Origin of the sequence: Streptomyces albidicamelliae (assembly GCF_025642175.1) — a bacterium.
Classification (GTDB): Bacteria; Actinomycetota; Actinomycetes; order Streptomycetales; family Streptomycetaceae; genus Streptomyces; species Streptomyces albidocamelliae.
Genome location: NZ_CP106795.1, coordinates 487,836 through 505,340, shown reverse-complemented (window position 1 = coordinate 505,340; position 17,505 = coordinate 487,836). Strand labels below are relative to the sequence as shown.

At 72.6% G+C, this 17,505-nt stretch carries 19 protein-coding genes; 11 read left to right on the top strand and 8 right to left on the bottom strand.

Annotated features, from left to right (window positions below; genetic code table 11):
• The first annotated feature begins 12 nt into the window (after nt 1-12).
• The 7 genes from N8I86_RS02515 (at nt 13) to N8I86_RS02485 (ending at nt 6,547) form a co-directional block, all read left to right on the top strand.
• On the top strand, nt 13-744 hold the full coding sequence (locus tag N8I86_RS02515; protein ID WP_263276963.1) for a methyltransferase domain-containing protein: 732 nt from the start codon (nt 13-15) through the stop codon (nt 742-744).
• Nucleotides 745-841: 97 nt separating this feature from the next.
• On the top strand, nt 842-2,398 hold the full coding sequence (locus tag N8I86_RS02510; RefSeq protein ID WP_263276962.1) for an FAD-dependent oxidoreductase: 1,557 nt from the start codon (nt 842-844) through the stop codon (nt 2,396-2,398).
• A 219-nt stretch (nt 2,399-2,617) separates the two neighbouring features.
• Entirely contained in the window at nt 2,618-2,956 is a 339-nt protein-coding gene (locus tag N8I86_RS02505; protein ID WP_263276961.1) for a universal stress protein, read from the top strand.
• Nucleotides 2,957-3,104: 148 nt separating this feature from the next.
• Nucleotides 3,105-3,884: an SDR family NAD(P)-dependent oxidoreductase gene (locus N8I86_RS02500; protein WP_263276960.1), complete on the top strand. Its 780-nt coding sequence runs from the start codon at nt 3,105-3,107 to the stop codon at nt 3,882-3,884.
• Between the two features lie 165 nt (nt 3,885-4,049).
• Nucleotides 4,050-4,880, top strand: coding sequence for an alpha/beta fold hydrolase (locus tag N8I86_RS02495; protein ID WP_073895912.1), 831 nt, complete (start codon nt 4,050-4,052; stop codon nt 4,878-4,880).
• A 10-nt stretch (nt 4,881-4,890) separates the two neighbouring features.
• A complete protein-coding gene (locus N8I86_RS02490; RefSeq protein WP_263276959.1) occupies nt 4,891-5,676 on the top strand; it encodes a hypothetical protein in 786 nt (261 codons plus the stop codon).
• Nucleotides 5,677-5,758: 82 nt separating this feature from the next.
• Nucleotides 5,759-6,547: an AAA family ATPase gene (locus tag N8I86_RS02485; RefSeq protein ID WP_123439876.1), complete on the top strand. Its 789-nt coding sequence runs from the start codon at nt 5,759-5,761 to the stop codon at nt 6,545-6,547.
• Between the two features lie 37 nt (nt 6,548-6,584).
• Here N8I86_RS02485 and N8I86_RS02480 read toward each other — a convergent pair whose 3' ends face one another.
• Nucleotides 6,585-7,376: a class I SAM-dependent methyltransferase gene (locus N8I86_RS02480; protein WP_263276958.1), complete on the bottom strand. Its 792-nt coding sequence runs from the start codon at nt 7,374-7,376 to the stop codon at nt 6,585-6,587.
• Nucleotides 7,377-7,578: 202 nt separating this feature from the next.
• Between N8I86_RS02480 and N8I86_RS02475 the strand changes: the two genes are divergently transcribed.
• Entirely contained in the window at nt 7,579-8,331 is a 753-nt protein-coding gene (locus N8I86_RS02475) for a DUF3592 domain-containing protein (protein ID WP_263276957.1), read from the top strand.
• A 10-nt stretch (nt 8,332-8,341) separates the two neighbouring features.
• Here the strand turns inward: N8I86_RS02475 and N8I86_RS02470 are convergent, their stop codons facing one another.
• Together N8I86_RS02470 and N8I86_RS02465 are read right to left on the bottom strand one after the other, a co-directional pair.
• The gene (locus N8I86_RS02470; protein ID WP_263276956.1) at nt 8,342-8,845 is read right to left on the bottom strand and encodes a DUF3592 domain-containing protein; all 504 of its coding nucleotides are present in this window, start codon (nt 8,843-8,845) and stop codon (nt 8,342-8,344) included.
• Nucleotides 8,846-8,942: 97 nt separating this feature from the next.
• On the bottom strand, nt 8,943-9,878 hold the full coding sequence (locus tag N8I86_RS02465) for an SDR family oxidoreductase (RefSeq protein WP_263276955.1): 936 nt from the start codon (nt 9,876-9,878) through the stop codon (nt 8,943-8,945).
• A gap of 315 nt (nt 9,879-10,193) precedes the next feature.
• On the opposite strand from N8I86_RS02465, the gene N8I86_RS02460 reads away from it, so the two are divergent.
• Nucleotides 10,194-11,360: a hypothetical protein gene (locus tag N8I86_RS02460; protein WP_263276954.1), complete on the top strand. Its 1,167-nt coding sequence runs from the start codon at nt 10,194-10,196 to the stop codon at nt 11,358-11,360.
• Nucleotides 11,361-11,403: 43 nt separating this feature from the next.
• Here N8I86_RS02460 and N8I86_RS02455 read toward each other — a convergent pair whose 3' ends face one another.
• The gene (locus N8I86_RS02455) at nt 11,404-11,982 is read right to left on the bottom strand and encodes a TetR/AcrR family transcriptional regulator (RefSeq protein ID WP_263276953.1); all 579 of its coding nucleotides are present in this window, start codon (nt 11,980-11,982) and stop codon (nt 11,404-11,406) included.
• 143 nt (nt 11,983-12,125) lie between these two features.
• Between N8I86_RS02455 and N8I86_RS02450 the strand changes: the two genes are divergently transcribed.
• Nucleotides 12,126-12,575, top strand: coding sequence for a nuclear transport factor 2 family protein (locus tag N8I86_RS02450; protein WP_263276952.1), 450 nt, complete (start codon nt 12,126-12,128; stop codon nt 12,573-12,575).
• A 103-nt stretch (nt 12,576-12,678) separates the two neighbouring features.
• Here the strand turns inward: N8I86_RS02450 and N8I86_RS02445 are convergent, their stop codons facing one another.
• The 3 genes from N8I86_RS02445 to N8I86_RS02435 all read right to left on the bottom strand — a co-directional run bounded on the left by N8I86_RS02445 (nt 12,679) and on the right by N8I86_RS02435 (nt 14,591).
• Entirely contained in the window at nt 12,679-13,296 is a 618-nt protein-coding gene (locus N8I86_RS02445; RefSeq protein WP_263276951.1) for a hypothetical protein, read from the bottom strand.
• A gap of 234 nt (nt 13,297-13,530) precedes the next feature.
• Nucleotides 13,531-14,247 (bottom strand): hotdog family protein, encoded by a 717-nt coding sequence (locus tag N8I86_RS02440; protein WP_263276950.1) that lies wholly within the window; start codon nt 14,245-14,247, stop codon nt 13,531-13,533.
• The gene (locus tag N8I86_RS02435) at nt 14,244-14,591 is read right to left on the bottom strand and encodes a helix-turn-helix transcriptional regulator (RefSeq protein WP_073895934.1); all 348 of its coding nucleotides are present in this window, start codon (nt 14,589-14,591) and stop codon (nt 14,244-14,246) included. Before N8I86_RS02435 ends, N8I86_RS02440 begins: the two co-directional genes overlap by 4 nt.
• Before the next feature lie 117 nt (nt 14,592-14,708).
• Between N8I86_RS02435 and N8I86_RS02430 the strand changes: the two genes are divergently transcribed.
• Nucleotides 14,709-15,128 carry an STAS domain-containing protein gene (locus N8I86_RS02430; protein WP_263276949.1) on the top strand — a complete coding sequence of 140 codons (420 nt, stop codon included), beginning with the start codon at nt 14,709-14,711 and terminating at the stop codon, nt 15,126-15,128.
• Between the two features lie 30 nt (nt 15,129-15,158).
• Here the strand turns inward: N8I86_RS02430 and N8I86_RS02425 are convergent, their stop codons facing one another.
• On the bottom strand, nt 15,159-16,886 hold the full coding sequence (locus N8I86_RS02425) for a SpoIIE family protein phosphatase (protein ID WP_263276948.1): 1,728 nt from the start codon (nt 16,884-16,886) through the stop codon (nt 15,159-15,161).
• Nucleotides 16,887-17,505: the final 619 nt, after the last annotated feature.

The following is a 17,505-nucleotide window of genomic DNA, read 5'->3' as shown; positions in this document are numbered from 1 at the left end:
CCTGGAGACCGCATGACCCTGCTGCACGACGAGAGCCTCGCCACGGCGTTCGACCATGCCGCCCGCAGCTACGACACGCTGGTGGCCGCCAACCCCGGATACCACGCGCACCTGCGCCGTTCGGTGCGCAGGCTCGGCCTGCCCGGACACGGCGAAGGGCTGCGGGTACTGGACCTCGGCTGCGGCACGGGTGCCTCGACCGCGGCGCTGCGGTCCGCGCTGCCGGCCGCCGACATCACGGCCGTGGACGCCTCCGCCGGCATGCTGGAACGCGCGGCGGCCAAGCCCTGGGCGGCCGGCGTGTCCTTCGTGCACGCGCCGGCGGAGCGCCTGGACCAGGCCGGTGTGCGGGGCCCCTTCGACGCCGTCTTCGCCGCCTACCTCTTCCGCAACCTCGCCGACCCGGACGCCGTCCTGAGGACGGTGAGCGCGCTGCTGGGGCCGGACGGACGGCTCGGAGTGCACGAGTACACGCTCAGCGGCCGGCCCGTCGACCGCGCGGTGTGGACCGCGGTCTGCCGCGGCATCGTCCAGCCCGTGGCGACCGTGCTCGGGGACGGGCAGCTCTACCGTCATCTGTGGCGCAGCGTCGTCGAGTTCGACACCGCGCACCGGTTCGCCGAACGGCTGCGTGCCGCGCACTTCGAACAGGTCTGGACGCTGCCGCTGCCGGGCTGGCAGACGGGCATCGCCCACACTTTCGTCGCCCGGCGCGCCGGCTCGACGGCGCGGGAGGCGCGATGAGTCTCTCCGCTCGGGACACGGGACGAGCGGTGGCCGCACCCCCGGTACGTGGCAGGACGTGCGCCGACCGCGCCGAGCGTGCGCGCCGGGAGGCACGATGAACGCCTCTGAGCGGTCCGACGGCTCCCGCCGCGGGCGTGATCGTCGGGCCCGCCTGCTGCCGGCGCGCCCGGGTACCGCGCGCGTCACCGGCACCCGCCCCACGACCGCCGTCGTGGGCGGCGGCATCGCCGGACTGGCCGCGGCCACGGCACTGGCCGAACGGGGGGTGGCGGTGACCCTGTACGAGCGCGAGCCCTACCTGGGCGGACGCGTCGGCGGCTGGCCGATCGACCTGACGGACGGCTCCTCCACCACCATGAGCCGCGGCTTCCACGCCTTCTTCCGCCAGTACTACAACCTCCGCGGTCTGCTGCGCCGCACCGACCCCCGGCTCGAACGCCTCACCGGGCTCCCGGACTACCCGCTGCGGCACAGCGACGGCATGCGCGACAGCTTCCGGCACGTCCCGCGCACCCCGCCGTGGTCCGCGCTCGGGTTCGTCGCACTCAGCCCGTCCTTCGGCCTGCGGGACCTGCGCGCGATGAACCCGGTAGCGGCCCTGCCCCTGCTGGACGTGCGCGTCCCCGAGGTGTACGCCCGCCTCGACCGCACCAGTGCCCACGACTTCCTCGAAGCCGTCCGCTTCCCCCCGTCGGCCCGACACCTGGCCTTCGAGGTCTTCTCCCGCAGCTTCTTCGCCGACCCGCGGAAGCTGTCGGCGGCGGAGATGGTGCTGATGTTCCACATCTACTTCCTCGGTTCCGCCGAGGGACTGCTCTTCGACGTCCCGCGCGCGCCCTTCCCGGCGGCCCTGTGGGAACCGCTGGCCGACTACGTGCGGCGGCACGGCGCCGACGTACGGACCGGAACACCCGTCGAGAACGTCACGCCCGCCCCGGACGGCGGGTACGTGCTCACCGCAGCGGGCGGGGAACGGCGGCACGACACCGTCGTGCTCGCACTGGACACCGCCGGCCTGCGCTCCGTCGTGGGAAACTCGGAGCGACTCGGCGACCGGCAGTGGCGCGAGAGCGTCCAACGCCTGCGCACCGCACCGCCGTTCCTGGTCACCCGCCTGTGGCTGGACCGCCCCGTACGCCGCGACCGGCCGGGCTTCCTCGGCACCAGCGGGTACGGGGGCCTGGACAACATCAGCGTCCTGGAGCGCTACGAGGACGACGCGGCCCGGTGGGCGGCGCGCACCGGTGGTTCGGTCGTCGAACTCCACGCGTACGCGGTACGGGCGGATGCCGCTCGCGACGTCGAGGAGAAGCGGCTGATCGAGCAGTTGCACCGCGTGTACCCGGAGACGCGCGACGCCCGCACCGTCGACGTCCGCCACGAATGGCGGGAGGACTGCCCGCTGTTCCCCGTGGGCGGCTACTTCGACCGGCCGACCGTACGCACACCCGAACCCGGACTCGTCCTGGCGGGCGACCTCGTCCGCACGGACCTGCCGGTGGCCCTGATGGAACGCGCGGCCACGAGCGGGTTCCTCGCCGCGAACGCCCTGCTGGAAGGGTGGGGAGTGCGGGGCCAGACGCTCTGGACGGTCCCGGACCGCGGGCGAGGTCCAGCGCTGCGTGCGCTCGCCCGGTGGGGGAGCGCCTGACCGGACCCGGCCCGCCCCTGACCGTGCACAAGCAGGTCAAGGAACCTGGCACGCAGGCCGATCGCCTGATGCTCGCCGTGGAGCAACTGGTCCGCCACGTCCGCCGAAGCGCGAGAGGCGGCGGGCCGAGCGTCGACTCCTCGTCGGCACTGGAGCGGCTCGCCCGCGGCACCGGCAGCCCGCCGGAGGTCGTCCACGTCCGGCTGCGAGGACCAGGCCGTGGACACGGAAACCAACAAGCAGGCCCGTGCCGCCGTCGCCGTCCACCCCGCCCGGCCGGTCCGCCAGGGCGTCGCCGCGCGCGGGCAGGTCCTGTCCGGTGTCGGCGACCACGCCGCCGCCGGACTCGCCCTGGCCCGGCACGCCGACGACGTCCACGCGCGCACCGTCGCCGTCGGACGCTCGCCACGCGGCACCCTCGCCCCGTTCGCCGACGGCGGCTTCACCACCGCACTCACCCATAGCGCCTCCTGCCCCGTCGCGCTCGTCGACCCCGGCGCGTCCCCGCGCCGCCTCGCCGCGGCCGGCCCGGCGGAGTTGAGGGGCGACAGCACCTGATCGGCGGGTCGCGGCCGCAGACAGCGAGACGGGTGCGTCCGGCTCGACGGGCCGCGCTCGACTCGCCGGGACAGGTGACGGCGTCGCAGGCTGGTACCTGCCTCTCGGGTCCACCGAGCCTCCGCGCCCGCCGTCGTAAGGAGCACCCATGAACGCCCGCCTGGAGGGCCGTACCGCCGTCGTCACGGGTGCCAGCAAGGGCATCGGGCTGGCGGCCGTCGGCGCCCTCGCCCGAGCCGGGGCCACGGTCTTCGCCGGCTCCCGCACCTCCACTCGTGAACTCGACGCCCTGGTCGAGCAGGGCACGGTCACCTGGGTGCCCGTAGACCTCGGCACGGCGACGGGGGCCGAGCAGCTCGTCGAGGCGGCACAGGGCCGCGTCGACGTCCTGGTGAACAACGTGGGTGCCGCGCCGGCCCGCACCGGCGGCTTCCTGTCCGTGACCGACGACGACTGGCAGCAGGTCCTCGACATCAACCTGCTCAGCACCGTACGGGTCACCCGTGCCGTCCTGCCGCTCATGGCGCAGGCCCGGCAGGGCTCGATCGTCACGGTCGCCTCCGTCAACGCGACCCTGCCCGACCCCATGGTGATCGACTACAGCGCTTCCAAGGCCGCGGTGGTGGCCTTCTCCAAGGCCCTGTCCAAAGAGGTCGGTCCCCAGGGCATCCGCGTCAACACCGTCAGTCCGGGGCCGGTGCAGACCGACCTCTGGCTGGCCGAGGGCGGCGTCGCGGAGACCATCTCCGCGGCCGCCGGCGTCAAGCCGCGCGACGTGGTCGCGCAGGCCGCCGCCTCGACCGTCACGGGCCGCTTCTCCAGCCCGGAGGAGGTCGCCGAGGTGATCCTCTTCCTGGCCGGTGACCTCTCGCGCAACATCACCGGAAGCGACGTGATCATCGACGGAGGCTTCATCCCGACCTGGTGACCGGCCGCGCGGTGCGAAGATGCAGCGCCCTCGGCCCCCGCGTAGCGTGATGCGGGAACGAAGTCCCGCGAATGATCTCGCGCCCTCACGCGCGCATTCGCCGGTTGCGCGCGTCCGATCACTCGTCCACCACCGAGGTACGCGCGGTCGAGCGGAGGTACGGCAATGGGAACAGTCACCACCGACGACGGCACGGTCATCTTCTACAAGGACTGGGGCCCCCGCGACGGCAGGCCGATCGTCTTCCACCACGGATGGCCGCTCAGCGCCGACGACTGGGACAACCAGATGTTGTTCTTCCTGTCGCACGGCTATCGCGTCATCGCCCACGACCGCCGTGGACACGGCCGGTCCGGTCAGCCCGCCACGGGCCACGAGATGGACACCTACGCCGCCGACGTGACCGCGTTGACCGACGCGCTCGACCTGCGCGGGGCCGTCCACATCGGGCACTCGACCGGCGGCGGCGAGGTGGCGCGCTACGTCGCCCGTGCCAAGCCCGGCCGCGTCTCCAAGGCCGTCCTCGTCAGCGCGGTGCCACCGATCATGGTGAAGTCGGACGCCAACCCGGGCGGTCTGCCGATCGAGACGTTCGACGGGTTCCGGGCCGCCCTGGCCGCCAACCGCGCCCAGTTCTACATCGACGTTCCCTCGGGGCCGTTCTACGGCTTCAACCGTCCCGGAGCAAACGTGCTGCAGGGGCTGATCGACAACTGGTGGCGGCAGGGAATGGCGGGCGCGGCCAACGCCCACTACGCATGCATCAAGGCGTTCTCCGAGACCGACTTCACGGACGACCTCCGGCAGATCGACGTCCCGGTCCTCGTGGCCCACGGAACCGACGACCAGATCGTCCCGTACGAGGACGCCGCGCCGCTGTCGGTCAAACTCCTCAGGGACGGCACGCTGAAGAGCTACGACGGGCTGCCGCACGGCATGCTGTCGACCCACCCCGACACCGTCAACCCCGACATCCTGGCGTTCGTCGAATCCTGAACGCACCGGCGTGAACGACAGCGACGGTCCGCCCGGCCCCACCGGCCTCAAAGGTGTCCTGGAGAGCCCGATCGTCGGGATGTCCCCCTGGATCGTCTTCTCCCTGGTGGTCGGACCGGGCCGGTTCGAGATCGCCGTCGCCCTGGCCCTGGCCTGCACCGTGGTGCTCGTCGCGGCCGGCAGACTGCTGAACCCGGGCAGCTCCTGGAAGATCCTCGAAGTCTCCGACCTGGTCTTCTTCGCCGGGCTCGCCGTCGTCGGCGCGCTGGCCGGCCAGGGCACGCTGCGCTGGCTGGAGACGTACGCCGGAGAGGTGTCCAACATCGCCCTCGTGGTGATCGCGTTCGGATCGATGGCCGTGGGGATGCCGTTCACGCTCCAGTACGCCCGCGAGCAGGTCGACCCCGCCCACTGGCACACACCCGGGTTCCTGCGCACCAACCACGTCATCACCTGTGTGTGGGGCCTGGCGTTCCTGGTGGCCGCCGTGTCGGGAGCCTACGGCGACATCGTCCTGCGCGACCCGAACGACCTCTGGACCGGCTGGATCATCCAGATCCTGGCCATCGTGGCTGCCATCCGTTTCACCGACTGGTACCCGAAGGTGGTCCGGGCCCGGGTCCTGCGGGAGCGCGGGGAACCGCTCGCCGAGGAGCCCGGGCTCTCCGGCCTGCTGCTGCCCCTGGCCGGCCTGCTCGTGCCGGTGGGGATCGCCGTCCTCATCTTCGAGAACACCTGGGGCGGTCTGTCCCTCATCGTGCTCGGCTCCGTACTCACCAAGATCCTGCGTGACTGACCCGCGCCCCCCGTTGGTGCGGGAGGGACGGTAGCGTGACCGCGAAGCGCAACCCCGGCCCGCGAAGTGTGGTGTGTTCCCGATGGCGTCCGCTCCCGGCAGGTTCATCCGGCAGATCCGGCTGGCCCCGGGCGTCGACGACAGCCGCTACCCCTTCAGCCTTCCCGCCGTGCGGCAGCTGGCGCGTTCCGGGGCGCTAACCCTGCCGCCGGGGGTCACCTTCCTGGTGGGGGAGAACGGTGCGGGCAAGTCGACGCTGATCGAAGGGATCGCCGTGGCCGCCGGGTTCAACCCGGAGGGCGGCAGCCGCAACTTCAGGTTCACCACCCGGGCCACCGAATCCGAGCTGGGGGAGCATCTGGTCCTGGCCTGGGACGTCCGCAAGCCGCGGACCGACTTCTTCCTGCGGGCGGAGTCCTACTACAACGTGGCCAGCGAGATCGAACGGCTCGACGCGGCCGGCGGGCGGCCGCTGCTGCCTGCCTACGGCGGAGTGTCCCCGCACGAGCGCTCCCACGGAGAAGCGTTCCTCGATCTGGCCACCCACCGCTTCGGGCCCTCGGGGCTGTACCTGCTGGACGAGCCGGAGGCCGCCCTCTCGGTCCAGAGCTGCCTCGCCCTTCTGGCGCGCATGCACGAACTCGCCGCGCAGGGCAGCCAGCTCCTGGTGGCCACCCACTCGCCGGTGCTCCTCGCCCTCCCGGGCGCCACCATCCTGGAGATCTCCGACGACGGCGGACTGGAGCAAGTCGCCTTCGAGCAGGCTCTGCCCGTCCGTCTGACCCGCGAGTTCCTCGAAGCACCGGGCCGGTTCCTGAAGAACCTGCTGGGCACGGGCGGGGCCGACGCGAACCGGAACAGCTGGTACTGAACGCCGGGGCGGCAGCGGCAGCGGCAGCGGCGGCGGTTCACGGTCCGGGCCGACGGCCCCACGCGGTGATCATGCCGGGGGAGAGGTCGGCGAGCGAGGGCGAGGAGAGGTAGTCCAGCGCGTCGTCGAGTTCGCCCGCTGTCAGCGCGCCGCCCGATACGAGGGCCTCACGCATGCTCAGCCAGGTGGTCCTCCAGAACGCGGTGATGGGGGCGTCGACGGTCAGCGGGGGCAGGACGACCTCGGCGCCGACGTCGGCAAACCCCAGCCGGCTGAGGATGTGCGGGTAGTCCGTCATCCAGGTGATGTCGGTTCCGATCGTGTCCCGCAGGACCCGCCACATCGCCTCCATGGCCCGCCGGTAGGCGGTGTGGGGCGAGCCGGCGGTGGTCAGGTCGAGGGCGTCGCCGACGACCAGCCGGCCGCCCGGAGCCACCCAGCCGGCCAGGCGCGCCAGCACCTCCGCGTGCTGGGGCAGGTGCATCAGGACGAACCGGCAGTGGACCAGGTCGAACCGGCCCGGGTCCAGCGCCGGGTCGGTGATGTCCGCGGCCATCGTCCGCAGCCTGCTGTCCTGGGCGGGGCGCACGAATCGGGGGTCGCGGTCGAGGGCCAGCACCTCGTCGGCACCCGCCTCCTCGGCCAGCCAGCGGCTGATCGTCCCGGTGCCGGCGCCCACGTCGAGGCAGCGCCAGCCGGGCCCGACGCCCAGGGCGGCCAGGCGCGCCCGGCTCACCGCGTCGTAGGCCAGCGCGCCGTAGTCGATGCGCTCGGCCTCCCCGGACCGGTCCGGGGGGAAGAGGTCCTCGCCGTAGTGCCCGCCGTCCACCGCGACTCCTTCCCACCCCTCGTCCGAAGGGTCCCGTGTGCCGGCGGCCGAGCCGCGCCGCACCAGTGTCGGCACGACGTCCGAGAGGCGAGCGGGCGACGGGCGGCGGTATCCCCCGGATGGCGGCGAATCCGTACGCGGACAGGGAAAGTTCGGTGCGCAACCAGAACAACCTTTGGCCGATCCCGATCGTCATTCGATCATGTCGCAGATTCTCACCGGCCGCCGTGCCAGCGCGAAGTTCGACTCGGACGGCGTCCGTATCATCCGCTCCGGCCAGCAGGTCGACATACCGCTTCCCGCGATCGAGGCCGTCCGGGCCGCGGAGCCCCGGACCGTCGAGATCGTGCTCACCGACGGTACGGTCCACCGCGTCGAGGGAGACAACCCGACGGCCACCACCGCCTTCGTCGACGCCCTGAGCGCCGTACTGCCCGAGGAGCGGGACCCGTCCAGCCGTGCCGTGGTCACCGACACGAGCGGGCCGCGCGACCCGGGCCTCTACGTCATCGGCGCCGTGCTCGCCCTTCTGGTGCTCGGCTACATCGGGTACGCGGTGTGGGTGGCCCGCGCGCACGGAGCCCGGGTGGTCGGAGTGATCATCGGTCTGCTCCCGCTCCTGCTCGGCGCCGCGATGCTGTTCTCGGGCGTACAGGAGGCATTCCGCCGCATCGTGCTGGCCCGGCGCGGCATCACCGTCCTCGCCGAGGTCGTCGGCAGGGAGGGCAAGAAGAACGTCGTGTACCGGTACACGACCGTCGAGGGCGACGACCGTAAGTACTCCTGCAAGCGGAACCAGCAGCGCATCCACGTGCTCTACGACCCGCAGGCGTCCTGGCGGGCCGTACACGCGGACTGGCTGCCGTTCGTGCTCGGCCGGGTCCTCGTGCTGATTCTCGGGTCCTTGTTCTGGCTGGTCGTCGGCGTCGTGATGATCTTCGGAGTGCTGTGGTGACCCGTGTTGCCTACGGCCCGGTGGTCCGAAGTGATCGCCGGGGCCGGCTCCGCCTGCGGGTCACCAGCGCGACGACCGTGGCGATCCCCGAGGTCAGCAGCCCGAGCCCGCCGAAGACGAGCGGCAGCAGCCAGAGAGAGGCGAACCCGTTGATCTGCGCGTCCTCGGGCGAGTCCGCGTGGTAAAGCACCTCGACGCGCTCACCCACCTCGTACGAGGGCGGGTTGGCGCCCGTGGAGCTGCGGAACCGCGTCGGCGTGCCCTCCGCCGGTGTGAACTCGACCACCGGGTACGCCGCGGGCCGGTCGTCGCTCCGGTTCCGCCGGGAGGAACTGCTGTGGTCCTTCCGCCACTCCAGGCCGACCACCGTTCCCCGGGCGCGCTCCGCGTCGTTCAGGAGCGAGACCGACTGCCCCGCGAGGACCAGCCCGACGACCAGGAACACCGCCCCGAACGCGATCGTCCCGAAGATGATCCACCGGCGGGCCTTCCGCCCGCGCGCCTGCGCCTGCACAACGTCCCTCTCACTCGTGCGGAGTGAGAGGGACGCTATCCCAGCGGTCCCGGCCGCCGTACTCCACCCCAGGACTTGTGCGGTCCGGCTCGGACCCCTACGGCTCGGTGGGCGGACGCGTCGCCGACAGGTAGGAGTTCCAGTCGGCCCGGCCGCCTTCGCCCAACACGCCTACGTCGGCCGAGAGTTCGGTGCGGGGGCGGGTGCGCAGTTCACGTCGCGCGATCCGGGCGACCATGGCCGGGAAGAACGGGCGCATGGGCTGGCACCAACGCAGCCACGGCGGTGCGTAGATGTAGGGGGCGCGCCGGGCGATACCGGTGGTCAGCCACCCGGCCACCTGCTCCGGCGCGTGGACGCGGCGGGCGAAGCCGGGCTGGTGGCGGCGCAGGGCCTTGAGTACGGGGTGCTCGTCGATGCCGGCGACCATGTCGGTGCCGGTCCAGTGCAGGTAGGCGACACCGACGGCGATCCGGTCGGGCTCGACCTCACCGCGCAGGGCCTGGGCGAAGGACTCCGCGCCGGCCTTGGAGGCGCAGTAGGCGCTCATCATGGGGGCGGAGCCGAAGGCGGCGGTGGAGGCGATCTGGAGGAAGTAGCCCTGCCGGAAAGCCAGTTGAGGGAGGAAGGCCCGGGCCGTGTTGGCGGATCCGATGAGGTTGACGTCGACGACCCGCTGCCACAGCTCCGCCGGAGTGTCGGCGAACGGGCCGCCCGCGGCGATGCCGGCGTTGGCCACGACCACGTCGGCCGGGCCCAGTTCGTCCGCCACCCGTCGGGCGGCGGCCGCCAGCGCGGCGCGGTCGGTGACATCGGCCTCGGCACACATGCTCCGGTGCGGCAGGGAGTCCGCCGTGCGGCGGAGGGTCTCCTCCTCGCGTCCCAGCAGAGCGAGGTGCATACCGGCCTCGGACAGCTGCCGTGCCAGAGCCGCACCGACCCCGCGCGCGGCTCCGGTCACGACCGCGACCCGCCCACGCAGGGGTGCGAGGGCGGGCGCGCGATGCCCGCCCACGCCGAAGATGTCGCGCATGTGTCGTCCTCAATCACCAGTTCGCCGGATCACACAGCCGTCAGTCGACGTATGCCTCGCGAACGGCACGCCCTAACGGCGGGCGGGGCGGGTTTCGCGCCCGGCACGGTTGATGCGGGCCTTGCCCGGACGGTCGGACAGTGCGGGCGCCGTGGGTGCACCGTCGGGCGAGAGGCCCGGCCGTTCGGCCGTGTGAGTGGTGGGGCGTGAGTATGTGTACTCAGGCAAGTCCGGCCGGGAACCGGCAGAATCGCCGCCATGATGTCTGGAGAGGCTGCCGGGGTGCCACCTCGGGGCCTGGGCGGGGGAGAGCACATGACGTACCGGCGCGCGGTGATACCGGCACTGGTCGGTGGACTGCTGATCACACTGCTGTTGTGGTGGGCGGGGGCCGGCGCGGGAGCCCTGCGACTGCCCGGCACCGGTACCGTGTTAGACGTCCAGTCCGCGAGTGAACTGCGACGCTGGCTGACGCCCTGGGCGTACGAGCCCCCCGGCACGCCGCTGTCCGACGGGTCCGCGGGATCGACCTTGGCCGCGAGCACCGGGTACGCCGATCTGTACCGCACCGCCATGCAGATCAGGTACGTGGCGGTCTTCGCGTTCTTCCTGGCGGGCGCGCTGCTTCTGCTCCGCGGGATCCCGCCGACGCGGGGCCGTACGCCCGCCACGCTGCTCGCGCTGTGGGCCTGGGGTCCGGTGGCCGGGACGCTGGCGGTGACGGTCTCCGCGCCCTGGCTGATCGCCTCCATGGGGCGCGGCGGCTTCCGGGTCCTGCCGCGGCTGGCGAGTGCGACCGCGTCGAGCGGGCCGGTCGTGGTGTTCGCCGCGCTGGTGGCCTCCGTGGTCACCGTGGTCGTGGCGCGTGTCACCGTCAAGGACACCGATCCGCCGCCCCGGCGGGGCACGCCGCCGCGCGCCGCCCGTCTGGCGGCGAGCGCCGGGACCGCGGTGATCGCGTTCTCGCTGGTGATCCTGTCGTACCAGTCGGTGGCGGCCCGGATCCAGACCTCGGCCGGCGGCTCGGGGCTGCTGTCCGAGCCCGGGGACCTGCTGCGACAGTGGCTGCTGCTGGGCGGCTGGACGGGCCCGTCGACCACGCCGCTCGGCGACTGGCTGCTGTACCGGGCGGCCGACGTGGTCATGCTGGCGGTGGTGTGGTGGGCGCTGCGGCTGCTGCCCGGCCTGCTCACCCGCACCACGGCGCCCGCGATGGCGGTGGGCGCCGTCTGCGCCACCGTGCTCGGCCTGCTGGCGAGCCAACTCCTGCACATGGCGATGGACGACACCGTCGCCGTGTGGGGTCCCGTGCACCTGTTCTCGAGGCTCGGGGAGAACGTACCGGCCGCCCTCACCTTCGGCGGCGCGGCGGGACTCGTGGCGTTCGGCGTCCTGCGGATGGCGGGCGCCACGCGACCGGTGGCCGCCGGGCACCACCCCGGCGGCGAGACCAGGACCGCGGCGGAGGACGTCCACCGGTGAGCGGGGGCCGGGCCCCGCGGACCCGGCCGCTCACCGTGGTTCGTCAGTGCGGCCGAAGCCCCGCGAAGACCACCTCGAAGATCCGCTCCCGTCCGGCGGGGTCCGCTCCCAGCTGCTCCACCGCCCGGCCGATGCCGGCCAGCAGGGCGAGCAGCTCCGGCAGGCCCAGCTCCGGACGGACCGCCCCGGCACGCTGGGCTCCGGTCAGCAGGTCGCCCAGCTGATCCCGGATCGCCGTACTCGACTCCCGCAGGGCCGATCGGACGTCCACCCCGGCCGCGGCCAGCGCCTCCACGAAGTCGCTCTTGCCCACGGACTGTTCGACGAGCAGCCGGAAGCAGTCGAAGAACGCCTCGGCGGGTGCGGATCCGGTGGTCAGCTGCTCGGTCCGGGCCGCCATCGTCTCCAGCCGGCGCACCATCACCGCTTCCAGCAGTGCCTCCTTGGTCGGGAAGTGCCGGAAGAGGGTGCCGACTCCGACCCCGGCGGCCCGGGCGATCTCCTCGGTCGGCACGCCCACACCCCGGGTGGTGAACACCTCGGTGGCGACGTCCAGCAGACGGGCCCGGTTGCGGGCGGCGTCGGCACGCATCGGGCGCGGGCGCCGTGGGGCCTCCCCCATCGTTCCTCCCTCTTCTCCTCGGCTTCGACAGTACGCCGGGCGTTTCAACGGCCCTCTGGACAAACGGAGTTGGCAGTCCGTATCGTCGAAAACGGAGTAACCAGTCCGATTCCAGTGACGGTTCGCCGACCCGGGGGTTTGTCATGTCCGAAACGCGTTCACCGCGCGAAGTGTTCCACAGGCTGCTCGAAGGCATCACCGGCGGACGGTTCTCCGAGCTGGCCGAGCTGTACGCCGAGAACGCCGTGGTGGAGACGGTCTTCCAGCCCGTCGGGCCGCGCCGCTTCGAGGGCCGCGCCGTGCTCATGGAGCGGTTCGCCCTGGTGGCCGCGCACTCCCCTCTCGAACTGTCCGCGACGAACGTGGTGTTACGGGAGACCGACGATCCCGAGGTGGTCGTCGCCGAGTGGGACTACCGGGTTCACCACCGGGTGACCGGGCGGGCCTTCGAGGCCGCCAACATCCAGGTACTGCGCGTCCGCGACGGACTGATCGTCGAAAGCCGCGACTTCCACGACCACCTGGCCCTCGCTGTGGGCGGTGGCGGCCTGCCGGACCTGGTGGCGGCGCTGGAGGGCAGGCAGCCCGCGTGACCCACCGGGCCCGGCACACCCGGGTGTGCGCGTGCCGGCTGCCGGGCATGCGCCCGCCGGACCGGCGTCACGCCGTCCGGCAGGGCGGTGGCGGGCCCGTCGGTCAGGGCGTGAACACCTCGTCGAGGTGGTCGATCGCTCCGTCGTCGCCCAGGTGGTACTTGAAGACCAACCCGCTGTTGGGATGCGCTTCGAGCCAGTCGAGGAATTCCTGGACCCCGATGTGCTGGTTCTCGGTGCCGGCGACGATGGGGTCGGTGGCGGTGACGTAGGCGGCCTGGTCCATGGGCAGGTAGATCTCCTTGCCCACGGTCTCGAACGGCGCGCCGTCGGAATCGGCCGGGGCGCAGCCCCAGTTGCCGTACTTGACGATCAGGCCGAGGGAACCGCCCTCGGGGGTGTAGCGGTAGACCGCGATCTCGTCGGGGGAGATGGGCATCTTGTGGTCGCAGCCGCTGGAGCCGTCCGCGGCACTCGGGGTGCCCGGCTCGGCGGGTGCCGGAGTGGCCGCCGCGGAGGGCGACTTGGCGCTGCCCGGCGCCTTCGTCGGTGTCGCGGCGGCGGGCTTCGTGCCGGCCGCGGTGGAGCCGGTCTTCGTACCGTCCGCCGCCGGCTCGGCCGTCGCGGTGGGGCCGCCGCCCGAGGACGTGTCCGTGCCGCCGTCTCCGTCGCAGGCCGTGAGCGTCAACGCCAGGACGGCGACGGCGGACGCGCTCACCACGGTCCGATGGAGAACGGCGACGGGTCTCTGCCGGACGTTCTGTCTGTTTCTGGCCACGGTGGCCCCCTTCTGCCTCTGCTGGTCGCAGCCCGTCTCGGGCTGATGCCTGTCGCAGAGACGGATGATTTCAGGCCAGGAGCAGTTGCGGCGGCCGGGGGGTCGTTGCCGAGTCGTGACGAGCCCGTGCACGGGGAGACGAGGACGGCTTCGCGGCCCCGGTGTGGGTCGGTTGCGCTACCGCGGGTCCACCCACAGCGCCGTGGCGAGGGCGCAGAGGTCGCCCGGCGCCGTGGCGAGGGCGACGCCCATGCGGTGCTTGCGCCCTTCCTCCGAAAGGACCCACGCGTACGAGATCAGCGGCGCGGACGCCGGAACCGGCCGGAGCAGTCGCGCGGTGAGTGACGCCGTCACCGCCCCCTCGCGCATGCTGCCGAGCAGCCGGCCCGCGGCGTTCCCGGGGCAGTCGAGCGCCCCCCACACCAGTTCCGGCCGTAGCTCTCCCTCGGCGTCGGCGAGCGCCGGTCCGGCGGTCCAGGCGGTGGCCACGACATCCCGTCCCGGTACCACTCCGCAGTGCTGGCGCAGTCCGGTGTCGGGCGTACGGTCGAGTCCGCATCCGAAGCAGTCCACGGCGCCTGCCGGCGGAGCCGCGCGGTACGCCTCGGCCGCCGCGTACGCCTCGTCCCAGGAGGGCGGTTCGGGGACGTCGAGGTGTACCTCGTCGGGCGTCGCCACCGCGAGCGGGCCGTCCGGGCCGGTCAGTACGGCGCCGCCGTCGGCGCTCTCGGTGACTTCCACCGGCACCTCCACCGGGGTCGGCCGCCGGAAGTCCACCCGTACGGTCCTGGCCGGCGCGCGTCCGGCGAGGACTCCCGCCACGTACCCGCCGAACGCCACCCCCGGGTAGCCCCGCAACCGGCCCGGCACCGTGATCGTCGCGATGTCGGTCATGCGCCCGCCCCGCCGTCGTCGGACGGCGGCGTCCGGCCGGCCTCGTCATGGGCGAGCAGGGACAGGAGTGAGGCCACGGTCAGTCCCAGCCCGGCTTCCGCCGGGTGGCGGAGGATCTTGCCGGGGTCGATCCGGTAGGTGTTGGACCGGCCCTCGCGGGTGTGGGAGAGGTACCCGTCCTGCTCCAGATCGGTGATGATCTTCTGCACGGCGCGGTCGGTGAGCCGGCAGTGCGCGGCGATGTCGCGGATGCGGGCGTTGTGGTTGTCCGCGATGGCCGCGAGTACGCGGGCATGGTTGGTCAGGAAGGTCCATCCGCTGTGGGGCTCGGGTACTCCGTCCATGCCGCACAGTCTAAGGGTGTGAGGTTCACGCATTCAAAAACACGTACTTTATTTCGTGCATCGGGTGACGTATTTTGAGCTCCCGGGGAATCGGGTCACCGGATGTCGGAGGGAGCCATGCAGAAGCCGGCCGAGCACAACAAGTCCCTCGTGGCGCGAGGTTGTCTCCCGCGAGACGGAACAAGCGGCCGCGGCCCCCTGCCGCCGGGCCGGCTGACCGTCTCGTACACCTCTGCCGGGCCACGGACCCGCGCGACGGTCCGCGGCGAACTCGACCTGAACGCCGGTCGCCGGCTGCACCACACGCTGCACCGGGCACTGACCGGTTCGACCGAGGGCCTCGACCTGGACCTCAGCGGACTTTCCTTCTGCGACTGCGCGGGTCTGAACGTCCTGCTGGACCTGCGACGCCAGGCCCTCCGGCAGCACAAGACCCTCGCCGTCACCGCCGCCGGCCCCGCGGTCGGCAGGCTCCTCGACCTCATCGGGGCGCGTGAACTCCTCACCGGTCCGCGAGCGCGGTCCGGCCGTCCGTGACGCACCGCCCGCCCACCGCGGTCACGCCGTTCAGCGGTCGCCCGTACCGCCGCCGGGCGGGAGGCGCAGGGCGAGAAGCGCGACGTCGTCGTGGCCCGGCGGGCGGACACGGCGCAGGAGCTGGTCGGTGAAGGACGGCAGCCGGCGGTGCGCGAGGGCGGCGGCGTGCTGCCGCAGTCGGCGCAGGCCCTCGTCGAGGGGTTCACCGGGTGCTTCGACGAGGCCGTCGGTGTACAGCACCAGGGTCGAGCCGGGTGGCAGCAGGGTGGTGGCGTCCGGGCGGGGGAGGTGGACCCCCGTGCCCAGCAGCAGGCCGTGGCCGTCGGTGAGGTACTCCGCCAGCCCGTCGTGGGTGACGAGCAGCGGTGGGGGGTGGCCCGCGTTGGTCCAGGTCAGCCGCCAGTGTCCGTCGGAAGTCTGCGCGAGACGGGCGAAGACGAGGGTGGCCATGGCCACGTCGGTGATGTGGTGGATCGCCTCGTCGAGCCGCTCGGTGACCCGGCTGGGCGTGTCCTGCTGGGACCAGGCGTAGGCACGCAGCATGTTGCGCACCTGGGCCATGCCCGCCGCGGCCTCCAGATCGTGGCCGACGACGTCTCCGATGGCCAGGGCGGTGGCCCCGTCGGACAGGGTGAAGGCGTCGTACCAGTCGCCACCGACCTGTGAGGCGTCCGGAGCGGGCAGGTAGCGGACGGTCATCTGGAGCCCGGGCACACGCGGCATCTGGGGAAGCAGGTGCTTCTGCAGCGTCTCGGCGACCGCCCGCTGGCGTTGGTAGAGGCGGGCGTTGTCCAGCGCGAGGGCGGCCCGGCGGGCGATGTCCTCCACCAGGGACAGGTCGGCGGCGGTGAAGTGCCCCGGCATCCGGGCGCGGCCCAGGGTCAGGGCACCCAGGACGTCCCGGGTGCTGCGGATGGGCGCGATGGCCGCGGAGTGGATTCCGGTGGTGTCGAACAGCCGGCGCTGTTCGACCGCGATGCCGGAGTCGGGGGCGCCCCGGTAGGTCTCGGGTCCGGCCAGGGTGGAGGCGACGCCGCGCAGGGCACGGGACAGCGGCATCGGCGACTCCTCGGGGATCGGCGGCATCGGTCCCTGGAGGTCCTCGTGCGCCACCAGCACGTCACCGTCCGCCTGCACCACCGAGGTCCGCCACACCTCGTCGGCCTCGGTGATCAGATCGATGACGACCCAGTCCGCCAGGCGGGGCAGGACCAGTGCCACCAGCCGGCGCAGCGCCTCGTCGACGTCGAGGGTGGAGGTCAGTTTCGTGGTGGTCTCGGCGAGCAGGGACAGCCGTTCCAGGTCGGTCAGCGATTCGGCGGCCTGGTCCGCGACCGGTCCGGTGCCGTGCGCCTTGTCGAGGCCGTGGAGGACCACGAGCGCGCCGGTTCCGTGATCGCCGATGGCGTAGGGGGTGAGCATCCAGGAGAGGGGCAGCAGGGAGCCGTCGCCGTGGGCGAAGTAGTCCTCGTCGGCCTGTGCCGGACGTCCGGCGTGGAACGCCTGCCGCATACTGCACTGCGTCGCCGGCAGCGACTGCCCCGAAGGCCCGCGGTGCAGCAGGTCGTGGGCGTCATGGCCGATCAGTTCGTCGGCGCTCCTGCCGAGCAGCCGTGTGGCGCTCGCGTTGACGGCGATGATGCGGCCCTGGTCGTCCACGGCGTAGGCGGCGACGCCGATGGCCTCCAGGGTGAGCCGGCCGTTGGATATCTCCTCGGACCGCTCCCGGGGAACATCCGTCTTCTCCTGCCCCGTCATGCCCTCGCCTCCTGGATGTCGAGCCCGTGACCTCGGCGCCGTGTCCGCCGGGCGCCCGGCTCCGTCCTGCCACGCCTTCACCCCCCGTATGCCCAGCCGTCGCGAAAGAACCGGCCGTAGCACCCGGCGATCTTGGTGGACGGGCGGTCCGGCCTGGTCGGAGACGCGTGCGGAGCCGTCGCCCGACGCGGTGGCGCCGCGGAGACGGGTTCCCGCTCGGATGCATCCGGCGCTCGGATCCGTACGGAATCAGAGATGAGGGGACGGGGCGACCTACCCGTCCGAGCGCCCGCTGCCATGAGGGATGCACGGGAGGCGGCGCGCTCCTGGGCCCCTTGCACGGCGGTGCGGGGGGCCCGGTCCTACCCCGGGAGTCTCCCCGTCAGTGAGCGGCGCCGGTGAGCGCGAGGAACTCGCCGCGGCCGCGCGTCGGAGCGGAGGATGCCGAGGAGGGTGCAGGTCATGGTGCCGGCCCCGGTGGCCCGGACACCGGGCTGGGTCCTGCACGTGGCGGAACGTCGTCTTCGTGATCCCGACCGGCACCCCCGCGTTCCGTACCGGCCTCAGGTCGAGGAAGCCGACCGTGGCCGCGAGCAGGGCCCCGATCACCCCGACCGCG